Origin of the sequence: Oxalobacteraceae sp. CFBP 8761 (assembly GCA_014841595.1) — a bacterium.
Classification (GTDB): Bacteria; Pseudomonadota; Gammaproteobacteria; order Burkholderiales; family Burkholderiaceae_D; genus Telluria.
Genome location: JACYUE010000003.1, coordinates 136392 through 150642 on the forward strand (window position 1 = coordinate 136392; position 14251 = coordinate 150642).

The 14251-nt window shown below is 64.9% G+C and carries 10 protein-coding genes; 4 read left to right on the forward strand and 6 right to left on the reverse strand.

Annotated features, from left to right (window positions below; all coding sequences use genetic code 11):
• Positions 1-9 precede the first annotated feature (9 nt).
• The 5 genes from IFU00_18565 to IFU00_18585 all read right to left on the reverse strand — a co-directional run bounded on the left by IFU00_18565 (position 10) and on the right by IFU00_18585 (position 4698).
• Positions 10-1560, reverse strand: coding sequence for a type II and III secretion system protein family protein (locus IFU00_18565; GenBank protein MBD8544283.1), 1551 nt, complete (start codon positions 1558-1560; stop codon positions 10-12).
• Between the two features lie 20 nt (positions 1561-1580).
• A complete protein-coding gene (cpaB, locus tag IFU00_18570; protein MBD8544284.1) occupies positions 1581-2432 on the reverse strand; it encodes a Flp pilus assembly protein CpaB in 852 nt (283 codons plus the stop codon).
• Positions 2429-3766, reverse strand: a complete 1338-nt coding sequence (locus tag IFU00_18575) for an ATP-binding protein (GenBank protein ID MBD8544285.1) — start codon at positions 3764-3766, stop codon at positions 2429-2431. Before IFU00_18575 ends, cpaB begins: the two co-directional genes overlap by 4 nt.
• Positions 3767-3893: 127 nt before the next feature.
• Complete coding sequence (locus tag IFU00_18580; GenBank protein MBD8544286.1) at positions 3894-4445, reverse strand: prepilin peptidase; 552 nt, start codon at positions 4443-4445, stop codon at positions 3894-3896.
• Between the two features lie 58 nt (positions 4446-4503).
• Positions 4504-4698 carry a Flp family type IVb pilin gene (locus IFU00_18585; GenBank protein ID MBD8544287.1) on the reverse strand — a complete coding sequence of 65 codons (195 nt, stop codon included), beginning with the start codon at positions 4696-4698 and terminating at the stop codon, positions 4504-4506.
• A 360-nt stretch (positions 4699-5058) separates the two neighbouring features.
• On the opposite strand from IFU00_18585, the gene IFU00_18590 reads away from it, so the two are divergent.
• Positions 5059-6093 (forward strand): GGDEF domain-containing protein, encoded by a 1035-nt coding sequence (locus IFU00_18590; GenBank protein ID MBD8544288.1) that lies wholly within the window; start codon positions 5059-5061, stop codon positions 6091-6093.
• Between the two features lie 13 nt (positions 6094-6106).
• Here the strand turns inward: IFU00_18590 and IFU00_18595 are convergent, their stop codons facing one another.
• The gene (locus tag IFU00_18595) at positions 6107-7324 is read right to left on the reverse strand and encodes an HD-GYP domain-containing protein (protein ID MBD8544289.1); all 1218 of its coding nucleotides are present in this window, start codon (positions 7322-7324) and stop codon (positions 6107-6109) included.
• Positions 7325-7525: 201 nt separating this feature from the next.
• Between IFU00_18595 and IFU00_18600 the strand changes: the two genes are divergently transcribed.
• The 3 genes from IFU00_18600 to prsT all read left to right on the forward strand — a co-directional run bounded on the left by IFU00_18600 (position 7526) and on the right by prsT (position 14177).
• Positions 7526-10825, forward strand: a complete 3300-nt coding sequence (locus tag IFU00_18600) for a cobalamin B12-binding domain-containing protein (GenBank protein ID MBD8544290.1) — start codon at positions 7526-7528, stop codon at positions 10823-10825.
• Positions 10826-10891: 66 nt separating this feature from the next.
• Positions 10892-11212 carry a hypothetical protein gene (locus IFU00_18605; protein MBD8544291.1) on the forward strand — a complete coding sequence of 107 codons (321 nt, stop codon included), beginning with the start codon at positions 10892-10894 and terminating at the stop codon, positions 11210-11212.
• A gap of 190 nt (positions 11213-11402) precedes the next feature.
• On the forward strand, positions 11403-14177 hold the full coding sequence (gene prsT / locus IFU00_18610; GenBank protein ID MBD8544292.1) for a PEP-CTERM system TPR-repeat protein PrsT: 2775 nt from the start codon (positions 11403-11405) through the stop codon (positions 14175-14177).
• Positions 14178-14251: the final 74 nt, after the last annotated feature.

Sequence of the window (14251 nt, forward strand, 5' to 3'; positions counted from 1 at the left end):
GCTGCTCTCCTATTCCGGTTCGGGACCACCGGCGGCCGGCGCCGGTGCGGGTGGGACAGGCGCCGTGCCAGCGGCGGGCGTGCTGGAGGCTGGCGTGCCTTCGAGGCGGCCGCCAAGCAGCACGCCGGCGCGCGACGGTGGGTCGAAACGATCGGTCGGCAAGCTCAGGCTGCCGGCCGCCAGCGGCTTGACCAGGCGCGCCGTGATGACGAAGACCAGTTCGGTGCGCTCCTGCTGGAAATCGGTGCTGCGAAACAGCGCGCCCAGTATCGGCACGTCGCTCAGTCCCGGTAAGCCTTTGAGGTTGGCGACCAGGTTGTTGCGCACCAGGCCACCGATGGCGAAGCTCTGGCCGTCGTGCAGCTGCACCGTCGTGCTGGCGCGGCGCGTGGTCAACAATGGCATGATCGCGGTGCCGGCAATGCCGGCGGCGCTGATGCCGATCCCTTCGCGCGACAGCTCCGATACTTCGGGCGCGACCTTCAGGTTGATAAGGCCCCCGCCCAGCACCGTCGGGGTGAAACGCAGGCCGACGCCGAATTCCTTCTCTTCCAGCGTCACCTTGTTATTGTCTTGCGCCACCGGGATGAAGAACTTGCCGCCGGCCAGGAACGCGCCTTCCTGGCCGCTGATGGCCAGCACGTTCGGTTCGGCCAGGATGCGCACCAGGCCATCGAGCTTGTCGGTGTCGATGCCGAAGCGGTTACCGTTGGTCTTCAGGCCGGCCAGGCCGCCGCGCGCCAGGCCGCTGAGAAAATCGGTGGCCAGCGTGGTGGTCCAGCTGCCGGAGCCGAAGCTCAGGCGCACCCCGGTTTCAAGCCGCTCGAGCAGCGTGCGCGCGACCTCGGCCACCTTGACCTCGAGCTGCACCTGCTGGGGCGCGCTGACCGCCAGCAGATTGATCACGCGGGCGCTGGCGCCACCTGCCCCGGCAGCGGCGCCGCCTCCGCTGCCATTGCCGACCTGGATCACGCCGTCGGTTGCGTTGTCCTTGTCGGCCGCCGGCAACTGGCGCAGCGGGCGGCGCACATAGGCGCCGGCCAGTTCCACGGCGCGGTTGACGGCGGCAGCATCGCTGACGGTACCGGTCAGCACCAGCGTGTCATTGGCGGCCATCACCCGGATATCCTTCTCGTACGGCATGGCGACGCCCAGCATCGCTTGCAGGCTGGCCGGGTCCATCGCGACCGTGATGTCGATCACGCTGCACGCGCCGCTGCGGCCCTGCACGATCATATTGGTGGTGCCGACATCGACGGCGGCGATATACAGCGTGTCCGCTGCGACCAGCATCGCCTGCACGACGGCCGGGTTGCCGACGCTGCGCCGGCGTACTGCTTCGGGCAGGCGCAGCATGGTCGACTTGCCCATCTGAAGTGCCATGGTGGCTGGCCTCGCAGCCTCGCCCTGGCAGCTGCCGTTCAGTTGCAGCCCGGGCTGCGCCGCCGTGTCGGGTACGATAGCTTTTTTGCCTGCCGGGGCAGCCAGGGCCAGTGCGCTCAGGCCTGCCAACATAGCCGCCAGGCAGGCGCGCAGTGCGATCGTGGAATGTCGGTGCATGATCGGTCCAGTGAAAGACATCAGAAGCATTCCTGCGATGCGTGCAGGCCGTTGATGACGCTGATGCATTCGCGGTGCGGCGCCCGCGGTGGCGCCGGCGCCCGCACCAGCTGCACCCGCGGTGGTGGCACAGCGCGCAGCACGACCGGCGCGGCGGGTGGCGCCGGCAGCAGGTTCTCCTTGGTCGCACCGGTGGTGGCGGTGGCGGCGGGATCGATCTGGTTGCGCAGCGCCAGCGACAGCGTGCCGACGCTGCGCGCCAGGTCCAGCTTTTCGGCCTGTTCGGGCGTGACTTCGAGCGTGACGGCATTGACGACCTTGGGCTTGGTCTCGTCGCGGCCCACTTCCTGGGCCACTGCCAGCACCAGAATGCGCTCCAGGACGATCTTCGAGATGCTGTGCGCACGGGCCTGCGGGGCGTTCGGATCGGGCGCCGTTTCGGTGCTGACGATGATGTCGACATAGTTGCCCGGCAGGGCGAAACCGGCCACGCCGATCACGTCGTTGACGCGCACCGTGATCGCGCGCTTGCCTTCGGTGATCAGGGCCGACAGGCCACCCAGCGTACCGACCGGGGCCAGCTTGGCTTCGCTGACCGGCTCGCCGGCGAGCAGGCTGCTGCGCAAGACCCGGCCGTTCAGCGGCCCGGGATCGGTGAACGCGCCCTTGGGTACGCTGGCAGTGGGCCAATCCACCACGATGAACAGCGCGGGGGTCAAGCGCTGACCGATGTCGATGTCGCTGTTCGCGACGACGATCCTGCCGGCCGCGGGCACCGGCGCATTGAGCAACCAGCGCGCGGCCAGCGCCACGGCCAGCAGGCCGAGCACCACGGCCAGCCCCATCATGATCACGGCGCGCTTGTTTTTCATGGTGCGTCCCCTTCGCCGAACAGGCTGTACCACGCGCGCGTCAGGCCATCGACGTCGCAGCACGGCGGCTGACCGGTAAAGCCGGCGAAGTCGGCGATCCGGCCCAGTAGCTCATGCGGATAGGCGGCCAGCAGCGCGCGCCCGGTGCGGCGGTGCAGGTGATCGATCAGGAACGCGATGGCACTGTCATCGAGATCGATCCGGCGCTGCCGCGCCTGGCGCCGCAGCAGTGCGCGATAGCTCTGCTCCGACAGCGGTCCGACCGGAATCCGGTAGCCGATGCGGCGCAGGCAGGCGTCGTCGAGCACCGATTCCGGCGTCAGGCTGGTGACCAGCACCAGGCTCACATCGAACGGCAAGACGTGCGTGGCGCCACCCGGCACCGTGACATGGTCCAGGCCTGCTTCGAGCGCGCCGAGCCAGCGGTGCAGCAGTTCGCCCGGCGGCACACGCTGGCGGCCCACATCGTCCACCACGAGTAAACCGTTGTTGGCCAGGATGTGGGGCGGCGCGTGCAGCACGCCGCTGCCCAGATCACTGCGCAGCTCCAGCATGTCGCGCGCCAGCTCCGGCCCTACGTGCACCAGCGGACGCTGGCTCAGGGCCCAGCGTGCATCACCACTGCGGCGCTCTTCAAGGGCGCGTACGTGCAACGGGAGGGGGTGCAGCACCAGGTCGTGAAGCTGGATGATTTCATGGTTGACCAGCACCGCATACGGCACCGCGATCGGATCCTGGCGCAGGCGCGCGAGCTTGCGCGCCAGTGACGTCTTGCCGCTGCCGGACGGACCGTACAACAGCAGCGGGCGGCCCGAATACAGCGCGGCGCCGATCTGCTCGCGAATGGCCGGCGCCAGGCCGTCGCCGTCGAGCACCGCATCGAGCTCGGTGCGCGTGACGCGCGCGGCATCGGGCTGGCGCTGCGACTGGCGCGTGACCACGGCGCGCCACGCTGCCAGCGTCACCGGCGCCGGGCCGACATAGCGCGATTCGGCCAGGTATTCGCCGGCGGCGCGCTGGCCCAGGGTGGTCAACTGATAATGCACATCGAGATCGCTGTCGCCCGAATACGCGACTTCGGCCTGCTGGGTGCCCACCAGGGCCTGCAACACTTCGCGCAGCACGCTGACCGACAGCCGCAGGCGTCCAGTCAACTGGGATAGCGGCGTCTTGCCGTCGGCATGCAGGGTCTTGACCACGAGCGCCGTCACCAGGCGCGCGTCGAGTCCCGTATCGCGCACCGTGCGCGGCTGGCGCGGCAGCACTGCGGCGAGATTGCCATCCGCATCAAAACCCGGCGCAGGCAGGGACAACGATGCCTCCGGTCCTGTCAGCGCGGCGGCCGATAACACTCCGATCATGACGTCTCCTGCGGCGGAAGTTGGTTCTGGGAAAACCTCAATTGATTCTAACGAGCATCTATTTTGGGCACTTGATGCCTGACAAGAGCGGCCCCGGCGATCAAGCGAGGTGTGTGGCGCCGTAACGGCCGACCAGATGCACGATGGTCCCCGCAGCAATGGCCACGCCATACGGAATCGAGCCGGCGCTGGGCCGGCCGCCGGAGTCCTGACCCGGGCTTGGCAAACGTTGCAAGCGCAGCAGGATGGGCAGCAACATGGCCCACAGATTGGCGAGGGCCAGGCGCAGCCGCCCTCTGACAATGAGAACCACCAGCACCATCACGCCGCCTGCGCACCAGGCCAGGATGGCGATGCGCAGCGCGTCGCCCGCGCCGGTGAAGACGCCAACGGCGGCCATCATCTTGACGTCGCCGGCGGCCATGCCGCGCAGCAGATAAAACGGCAGCAGCACCGCCAGACCGGTCGCGCAGCCACCCAACGCGGATAGCAGCGCCGTCACTGGCTGGGGCGACAGCAGGTGCAGCAGCAGCGCGCCAAGTACGCCAGCGAGCAGCAATGCATTGGGAATGCGCCGACTTTCCAGATCCTTGATCGCGGCGGCCGTCACGAGCAGCAGCAGCAGTGTGTCGAGGTAGGGTGCGATATTCATGATCGGCTCCAGAAAAAATGCCCCCCGGGGCCGGACTGCGACCCGGGGGGCACGCGCATTACGGCGCGGTCGGGAGAGCGCCGTCCAACTGCGCCTGGATGTACTCAAACGTTTCCTTGATGCCAGTACCGACCTCGCCAGCCACGGTGGCCATTGCGACGCCGATGAGTGCAGCGATCAGGCCATACTCGATGGCAGTCACACCGTTTTCGTCTGCGATGAAGGCTTTGATGGCGGAGGTAATCGTGCTCATGACAAAACTCCTTTAATGGTTGAAAAATACTGGCTGCGACCGGGCCCGGCCGCCCCTGCTCTATGACTTGTGCCAGTAAGTTGACTATAGGCATTAATGCCGCACGGCAATTTGACGATGCACAGATTTCCGCATGGAAATATTTTCTGCGTGAGGAAAAACAAGGTTCACGAGCCGATGGGTCACGACCCGATGACACAGGAGAAAAATCGCCAAGAATAGTTGCCGCTAGTACAAAAAAGCATTATGCTGTTTTGCTTGGCCGCTGAAAAATGCGGCACTTCTGGCCCTCTTGCGCGTCATCCCACGCCATCTGCAGGGTCTTTTTTTTCGTGCTTTGGCTGGCCTGACGACGACGACATGGATTCCCTGCTGCGACACATGGTGGACATGACCGGCCACCGCGATCATGCGATGCTGGACATCTCGGTGATCTCGGCGGTCCAGGAACTATCGGGCGCGAACCAGACCCGGGTCCTGGGCATTTCCACGGTTGGCGACCAGCTGTTCGTGCGCTCGCGCGCCTGCATCCAGGCTGGCGGCGTTGCCTGTCCGGAAGAACCGCAGGACAGCGGCCCGGGCGAGCCGATCGCCACCTACCCTGAACTCGAGGCGTGCCTGCGCCAGCACGCCACACGCGCCGAAGGCATGGGTCAGGACGGCTTGCGCCGCCTGTGGCTGCCGATCTGGTTCGGCGAGCGGGCCGATACCTGCCTCGAGATCGTCCACGACACCCCATTCACGCCGGAGGCGCTGTACATGGTCAGCGGCATCGTCAGCGTGTACCGCAACTTCCAGAATCTGCTCGATTACAGCGAGCGCGATTCGCTCACGGGCCTGCTCAACCGCAAGACCTTCGACGACCAGCTGGCGCGCATGCTGCATGCCACTGATGTCGATCCCGTCGTGCCCGGCCTGGCCGAGCGGCGCGGACAGCATGGGGCGGAGGCGCAGTGGCTGGCCGTGGTCGACGTCGACCACTTCAAAACCGTCAACGACCGCTTCGGTCACCTGTACGGCGACGAGGTCCTGATCCTGATCGCCAACCTGCTGCAGTCGTCATTCCGTACGCAGGACCGGGTGTTTCGCTTTGGCGGTGAAGAGTTCGTGGTGCTGCTGCGCTCGACGACGCTCGAGAACGCGCGCCGCATCATCGAGCGCTTTCGCCTCGATGTCGAAAGCCACCATTTCCCGCAGGTGGGGCAAGTCACCGTCAGCATTGGCTTCACGGGTGTCAGCGCGGCCGATTCGCCGGTCGTCACGCTCGGCCACGCCGACCAGGCGCTGTATTTCGCCAAGGCCAACGGCCGCAACCGCGTGTGCCATTACGAAGCGCTGGTCGATGGCGGCCTGCTGCAGACCGTCACCACCAACGACACCGCCGAATTCTTCTGAACGCGTTGCGCGCTCAGGCCACCTGCATGAAGCGCAGCGGTTCGACCTGCCACTTCTCGGCCGATTCGTGACGCACGATGCGGTCACCGCCACCAAAGCCCAGCGGCCGTGACAGATCGACGGTCTCGGGCTTGATGTAGCGCTGCTGTTTGGTGTGGAAGAACACGTTGACCTTGGGCGTGAGCAGACTTGTTTCATGCGGCTCGATCACGACGCCCAGGCGGCCCGATTCCAGCAGCACCAGCGTGCCCACCGGATAGATACCGACACAGCGCATGAACTCCTGCGCCAATCCCGGATTGAAGTGGAACTTGCTCCATTCGTGGATCTTGCGCAGCGCTTCGGCCGCCGGCATGCCCTTGTGGTAGCAGCGCTCCGACGTGATCGCATCGTATACGTCGACGATGGCCGCCATCTGCGCCAGTTCGCTGATCGCGTCCTCGGCCTGACGGTCCGGATAACCGCTGCCGTCGCGCCGTTCGTGGTGGTGCAGCGTGATGTCCAGTGGAATGGCGCCGATGCCTGGCGTGCGCAGCAGGATGTCGTGGCCATCGCGCGGATGACGCTTGACGATCTCGAACTCGGCGTCCGTGAGGCGCCCCACCTTGTTCAGAATCGCATCCGGCACCAGCGCCTTGCCGGTGTCGTGCAGCAGTCCGCCAATGCCGGCCTGGTAGATGCGCTCGTCATCCAGATTGCGCGAGCGGCAGAACGCCACCAGCAGCGCGCACACGCTCACCGAATGCAGGAACGTGTAATCGTCCTTGTTCTTGATCTGCAACAGGCCGAGCAAGGCGCCTGCGTTGCGCAGGATCGATTCGGTGATGTTCTGCACGACCGGCCCGACCTGCTCGAGCTCGACGGCCTTGCCCAGGCGCGCATCCTGCATCACCGTGCGCACCACACCCACCGCCTCGCGCCGCACCGTGGCGGCGCGGCGCAGCTCTTCGCCGACCGATACCCGTACCCGGCTGGTCAGGGTGGTGGCCAGCGCCGTCACTTCGGCTTCGGTGGCCGCCTGCGCTTGCGCCAGCGTCGGCGCGTCGACATCCATGCCGCGACTGCAGTCGATCACGACGCCGCGGATGCGCGCATCGCGGATCTTCTGGATTTCGCTCTCGCAGGACAGCAGGAACTTGCTGCGCACGAAGGGGTGTTCCATCCACCCGCAATCGAGGTCATGAATGAACATGCCCACCCGGAGCTGTGACGCATCGACTTTTTTTAACATCTGCTGCCTCTTTCATTACGAGATGCCGACGCTGCGCGTCGTTATGCCACCAGTATAACGAAGAGATTTCTTTTAATCACCTGTTGTTGCCCTATAGGCACGGTACACATACCGGGACATCGCGCCTTCAGCTTGACGTTAACGTTAACGTCAGATACCGTACCAGCACTCCTCGTCCTCACGCCTTCAAGGACCGCTACCATGAACGATACGACCACTGCCGCCAACCTGGCTGCCTCCGCCACCCCGCAACTGGCCAACAAGGTGCGCTTCGTCACCGCCGCTTCGCTGTTCGACGGCCACGACGCCTCGATCAACATCATGCGGCGCATCCTGCAATCGAATGGCGCCGAGGTCATCCACCTGGGCCACAACCGCTCGGTCGATGACGTCGTCACGGCGGCGCTGGCCGAAGACGCGCAAGGCATCGCCATCTCGAGCTACCAGGGCGGCCACGTCGAATACTTCAAGTACATGATCGACCTGCTGCGCGAGCGCGGCGGCGCGCACATCAAGGTGTTCGGCGGCGGCGGCGGCGTGATCGTCGCGCACGAGATCGACGAATTGCATGCCTACGGCGTCACCCGCATCTTCAGCCCGGAAGACGGCCAGCGCATGGGCCTGGTCGGCATGATCCACGCGATGCTGCAAGCCTGCGACGTCGACCTGTCGCCGTACGCCCCGACCACGCTGGCGGCGCTGCAGCAGGGCGAGCTGGCCGCGCGCCACCGCCCGCTGGCGCAGCTGATCACGGCGCTGGAAAACGACAAGGTCGACGCCGCGCTGCGCGCGCAGATCCTCGAACACGCCGCGACGCTGCGCGTGCCGACGCTGGGCATCACCGGCACCGGCGGCGCGGGCAAGTCGTCGCTGACCGATGAACTGATCCGCCGCATCCGCCTCGATCAGGGCGACCGCCTGAACATCGCCGTGATCTCGATCGACCCGTCGCGCCGCAAGTCCGGCGGCGCGCTGCTGGGTGACCGCATCCGCATGAATGCAATCAGTCCGTGGAACGGGCAGACGCGCGTCTTCATGCGCTCACTGGCCACGCGCGACGCCGGCTCGGAAATCTCGCAGGCGCTGCCCGACGTGATCGCGGCCTGCAAGGTGACCGGGTTCGACCTGGTGATCGTCGAGACGTCGGGCATCGGCCAGGGCGACGCCGCCATCGTGCCGCACGTCGACACGTCGATGTACGTGATGACGCCGGAGTTCGGCGCCGCTTCTCAGCTCGAAAAAATCGATATGCTCGATTTCGCCGACTTCATCGCCATCAACAAGTTCGACCGCAAGGGCGCGCTCGACGCGCTGCGCGACGTGGCCAAGCAGTACCAGCGCAACCGCGAATTGTGGAGCCAGAGTCCGGACCAGATGCCTGTGTTCGGCACCCAGGCGTCGCGCTTCAACGACGATGGCGTGACGGCGCTGTACCACGGCCTGTTGCCCCGGCTCGCGGCGCTTGGCCTGCCGATCGATGCGAGCAGCCTGCCCGCGCCGGCGCTGCGCTACTCGAGCGGCAAGAACGTGATCGTGCCGCCGGCGCGCAGCCGCTACCTGGCCGAGATCGCCGACACCGTGCGCGGCTACCACCGCCACGTGGCACGCCAGGTGAAACTCGCACGCGAGCGCCAGCAACTGGGCGAATCGAAGCGCATGCTGCTGGCCGCTGGCCAGAGCCCTGCCACGGGCGACGCGCTCGACGGCCTGATGGCCGAACGCGACAACGCGATGGATGGCGAAGCCAAAAACCTCGTCGCGGCCTGGCCTGCGCTGCAGGCCGCGTATGCCGGCGACGACTACGTCACGCACGTGCGCGACAAGGAAATCCGCACGCGCCTGGTCACAAAAACCTTGTCGGGCAATCCGATCCGCAAGGTCGCGCTACCACGCTTTGAAGACCATGGCGAAATCCTGCGCTTTCTGATGCTCGAGAACGTGCCGGGCGCGTTCCCCTACACGGCCGGCGTGTTCCCGTTCAAGCGCGAAGGCGAAGACCCGACCCGCATGTTCGCCGGCGAAGGCGACGCCTTCCGCACCAACAAACGCTTCAAGCTCGTCTCGACGGGGATGGACGCCAAGCGCCTGTCGACCGCGTTCGATTCGGTCACGCTGTACGGCGCCGACCCGGCGCTGCGGCCCGATATCTACGGCAAAGTGGGCAACTCGGGCGTGTCGATTGCCACGCTGGACGACATGAAGGTGCTGTACGACGGCTTCGACCTGTGCAGCCCGTCGACGTCGGTGTCGATGACGATCAACGGCCCCGCGCCGACCATCCTGGCGATGTTCATGAATACGGCAATCGACCAGCAGATCGACAAGTTCGCGCACGACAACGGCCGCCAGCCCACGCCGGATGAAAGCGAAAAGATCCGCGCCTGGGTGCTGACCAGCGTGCGCGGCACCGTGCAGGCCGACATCCTGAAGGAAGACCAGGGCCAGAACACCTGCATCTTCTCGACCGATTTTTCGCTGAAGGTCATGGGCGACATCCAGGAATATTTCGTGCGCCACGGCGTGCGCAATTTCTACTCGGTGTCGATCTCGGGTTATCACATTGCCGAAGCGGGCGCCAATCCGATCTCGCAGCTGGCCTTCACGCTGTCGAACGGCTTCACGTTCGTCGAAGCCTACCTGGCGCGCGGGATGCACATCGACGACTTCGCGCCGAACCTGTCGTTCTTTTTCTCGAACGGCATGGACCCGGAATACACGGTGCTCGGGCGCGTCGCACGCCGCCTGTGGGCCGTGGCGATGCGCGAGCGCTACGGCGCCAACGACCGTTCGCAAAAGCTCAAGTACCACATCCAGACATCGGGCCGTTCGCTGCACGCGCAAGAGATCGACTTCAATGACATCCGCACCACGCTGCAGGCACTGATCGCGATCTACGACAACTGCAACTCGCTGCACACCAATGCCTACGACGAAGCGATCACCACGCCGACCGATGAATCGGTGCGCCGTGCGCTGGCCATCCAGCTGATCATCAACCGCGAATGGGGCCTGGCCAAGAACGAGAACCCGAACCAGGGCGCGTTCATCATGGACGAACTGACCGACCTCGTCGAAGAGCAGGTGCTGCAGGAATTCGAGCGCATCGCCGAACGCGGCGGCGTGCTGGGCGCGATGGAAACCGGCTACCAGCGCGGCAAGATCCAGGAAGAGTCGATGCTGTACGAGCACCAGAAGCACGACGGTACGCTGCCGATCATCGGCGTCAATACCTTCCGCAACCCGAAGGGATCGGGCGCGCCGGCGACCATCGAACTGGCACGTTCGACCGACGACGAAAAGCAGTCGCAGCTGCAGCGCCTGGATGCCTTCCACACGCGTCATGCGGATGCCGCGCCGGCCGCTCTGGCCGCCCTGCGCCAGGCCGCAATCGACAACCAGAACGTGTTTGCGCACCTGATGGACGCCGTGCGCGTGTGCTCGCTGGGGCAGATCACGACGGCGCTGTTTGAAGTGGGTGGGCAGTATCGGCGCAATATGTAATAACGCCGTCTGCAAACGGCCTAGAATGGCTTAGTGATTACGATAGTGACCACCACGGAGTCATTCATGCCGATCCGCCCCGCACAACTCGCCGCCTTGATGCGCGAAGTCGAACAGGAAGACCCGATCGACTTCGCCGACCTCCCCTTCCCCGAAGACGAACTGCGCGACCTCGTCGCCAATCACCTGTGTGAGATGGCGGGGGCGATGGAGAACTTCAGCCACGAAGATCGCCTGATGACCCTGCTTGCCGTGTCGGCCAAGCTGGTGCTGGAAAACCTCGTGCTCCACGTCCAGTTATTGCGGCGCCACGGCTTGCCCGTGGGCGAACATGTCGATGCCTTGTTGCAACGTCTGAGCAAGGGCCCCGGCACCGAAAAGGAGTGAAAAGGGCTGCGCCGGTCGCCTCCTGTCTCGGTAACAATTGCTCTCACTTTTTTGCTGTTACCTATGGCTGGAATTTGCAACAATTGCACCCGTTTGCACGTTGGCGACGCTGTTCCTTCAGGTATTATTTGTTGTTGAGGAATTTCGCTATCTGGCGAAACAACGAACTCCACTGCCTGAGGAATCCCACATGTCGCGCCACGCTACCAAGCTTACTCTTACCGCCCTGCTGTCCGGCGCCATCCTTGCTGCCGGCCTGTCCGGTTGCAACCGCACCCAGTCGACCGAGACCCTGCTGGCCGAAGCCACTAACTATCAACAAAAAGGCGATATCAAGGCGGCGCTGATCCAATTGAAGAATGCCGTGGCAAACAGCCCGGAAAATGGCGAAGCGCGCATGGCGCTGGGGACCCTGCAATTGTCGACCGGCGATGCCGTGTCGGCTGAAAAAGAATTCGGCCGCGCCCGTTCGCTGAACATCCCGGCGGCGCGCGTGCTGCCGCTGCTCGGCCAAGCGCTGACACAGCAAGGCAAGTTCAAGGAAGTACTGACCGAGATCACGCCCGAAGCAGCGGCAGGCTCGGCACCACTGCTGAGCCTGCGCGCCGATGCCCTGCTGGGCAGCGGCAAGCCGGACGAAGCGCAGCAGGCCTACACCGCCGCGCTGGCGGCCGATGCCAATTCGGGCGAGGCCCTGATGGGCATGGCGCGCATGGCCGCCGCCAAAGGCGACCGCGAAGCAGCACAGCGTTATGTCGAGGACGCTGTTGCCAAGGATCCGAAGAATCCCGAAGTTTACATGATGCGCGGCTCGATGCTGGGCATGATGAACAAGCCGGACGAAGCCCTGGCCGCGTATGACCAGGCACTCAAGCTCAAGCCGGATCACCGCGGCGCCCACATTGAAAAGGCCTATGTCGAGATCGCCCGCGGCAAGTTCGATGCGGCCAAGATCGAAGTCGAGGCAGCCGAAAAGAATTCGCCGGGCAGTCTGCTGGTGGTGTACACCCGCGCCCTGTTCGAGTTCTCGCAAGGCAAATACTCGGCAGCGAAAGACGCGCTGGCCAAAATCCTCAAGATCGCGCCCGATCACCAGCCGAGCATCCTGCTGGCCGGCGCATCGGAGCTGAACCTGGGCGGGACCCAGCAGGCCGAGCAGCATCTGCGCAAATACCTGCAAAGTAACCCGAACAATGTCTATGCACGCAAGCTGCTGGCCCAGGCACAACTGCGCAATTCGCAGCCAGCCGATGCCGCCGCAACCCTGGCGCCGGCCCTGAAAGACGCGCCGCAGGATGCGCAATTGCTGGCACTGGCGGGTGAGTCGTACATGCAGGTGCGCGACTTCGACAAGGCCAGCAGCTACCTCCAGCAGGCCGCCACGCTGGCGCCGCAAGCTGCCGCTGTGCGCACCTCGCTTGGCCTGTCGCGCCTGGCGCAGGGCGACCAGGCCCGTGGTCTGAGCGAGCTCGAAGCAGCCGCCACGCTCGATCCGAAATCGATCCAGGCGACGATGGCTCTGGTGCAGACCGAGATGGGCATGAAGCGCTATGACCGGGCCGAGGCCGCCGTGGCATCGCTCGAAAAGCAGCAGCCTGACAGCGCGCAGGTGCAGCAGCTCAAGGGCGCCGTGTACATGGTCCAGGGCAAGAATGCGCCAGCGCGCACGGCGTTTGAAAAAGCCGTACAGCTGCAGCCGACGTTCCTGCCAGCCGTCACCAATCTCGCGCGTCTGGACATGCAGGAAAAAAAGCCGGACGCTGCCAAGGCGCGCTTCACGGCCTTCCTCGAGAAAAACAAGGACAATGCCGATGCGATGGCGGCATTGGGTGAGCTGGCACTGCTGCAAAAGAACACGGCCGAGGCCACCACCTGGTTCGAAAAAGCCAGCACGGCCAATCCGCAGGCAACCACCCCGGCACTGAAGCTGGGTGCGCACTACCTGCGCACCGACCAGGCGCCAAAAGCGCTGGCGCTGGCCCGCAAGTTCCAGACCACGCATCCGGCCGATGCCGGCGTGCTTGAACTGCTGGGCCAGTCGCAGGTCGCTAGCAAGGATCTGAACGGTGCGCTCGATACCTACAGCAAACTGGCCAATGTGCTGCCGAAATCGGCGCCGGCCCAGATTCGCCTGGCAGAGGTACAGCGCCTGCTCAAGAATGACAGTGCAGCCGCCGGCCATATCAAGCGTGCGGTCGACCTGCAACCTGATTTCATGCCTGCGCGCCTGATGCAGGTGGACATGGCGATGCGCGCCAAGCGCCCGGACGACGCACTGGCAGCGGCGCGCCAGGTGCAGCAGGCCGCGCCGAAAGCGCCGCTCGGCTTCGTGCTCGAGGGCGACATCCTGATGAGCCAGCAAAAGAGCGCACCAGCCCTGCAGGCGTATGAAAAAGCCGTGGCACTGGCGCCGTCGTCGGAACTGAATGCCAAGGTCGTGCAGGCGATGCAGGCGGGCGGCAAGAGCAAGGAGGCACTGGCGCGCGCCGAGAAGTGGCTGGTACAGAACCCGGGCGATGCACGCATGGCGATGATGGTTTCCGAGATCAATATGGCGGGCAAGGATTACAAGGCAGCCATCGCCCGTCTGGAATCGGTGCAAAAGACGGCGCCGGACAACCCGATGGTGCTGAACAACCTGGCCTGGGCTTACCAGCAGGTGAAAGATCCACGCGCGCTGGCAACCGCCGAGCAGGCATTCAAGGTCGCCAGCGACAATCCGGGCGTGATGGACACGTTGGGCTGGATGCTGGTGGAACAGGGCAATGTCGCACGCGGCCTGCCACTGCTGCAAAAAGCCAGCACCCAGGCACCGAATGCCATGGAGATCCGTTATCACCTGGCGCAGGCGCTGAACAAGAGTGGCGACAAGGCCGGCGCCAAGCGCGAACTGGACAAGCTGCTGGCAGCGAACACGCCATTCGCGCAAGCCGATGAGGCACGCGCGCTGCTCAAGACGCTGTAAGGTGGCATGTTGCCGCCGCACGCCATCACATGGCTTGCGGCGGCTTTGTTTTACCGTTGCATACAGCATCCTGG

Coding starts and splice junctions, on each gene's coding strand:
- IFU00_18565 (MBD8544283.1), bottom strand. CDS start 1,560: ATGCACCGACATTCCACGATCGCACTGCGCGCCTGCCTGGCGGCTATG.
- cpaB (MBD8544284.1), bottom strand. CDS start 2,432: ATGAAAAACAAGCGCGCCGTGATCATGATGGGGCTGGCCGTGGTGCTC.
- IFU00_18580 (MBD8544286.1), bottom strand. CDS start 4,445: ATGAATATCGCACCCTACCTCGACACACTGCTGCTGCTGCTCGTGACG.
- IFU00_18585 (MBD8544287.1), bottom strand. CDS start 4,698: ATGAGCACGATTACCTCCGCCATCAAAGCCTTCATCGCAGACGAAAAC.
- IFU00_18590 (MBD8544288.1), top strand. CDS start 5,059: ATGGATTCCCTGCTGCGACACATGGTGGACATGACCGGCCACCGCGAT.
- IFU00_18595 (MBD8544289.1), bottom strand. CDS start 7,324: ATGTTAAAAAAAGTCGATGCGTCACAGCTCCGGGTGGGCATGTTCATT.
- IFU00_18600 (MBD8544290.1), top strand. CDS start 7,526: ATGAACGATACGACCACTGCCGCCAACCTGGCTGCCTCCGCCACCCCG.
- IFU00_18605 (MBD8544291.1), top strand. CDS start 10,892: ATGCCGATCCGCCCCGCACAACTCGCCGCCTTGATGCGCGAAGTCGAA.
- prsT (MBD8544292.1), top strand. CDS start 11,403: ATGTCGCGCCACGCTACCAAGCTTACTCTTACCGCCCTGCTGTCCGGC.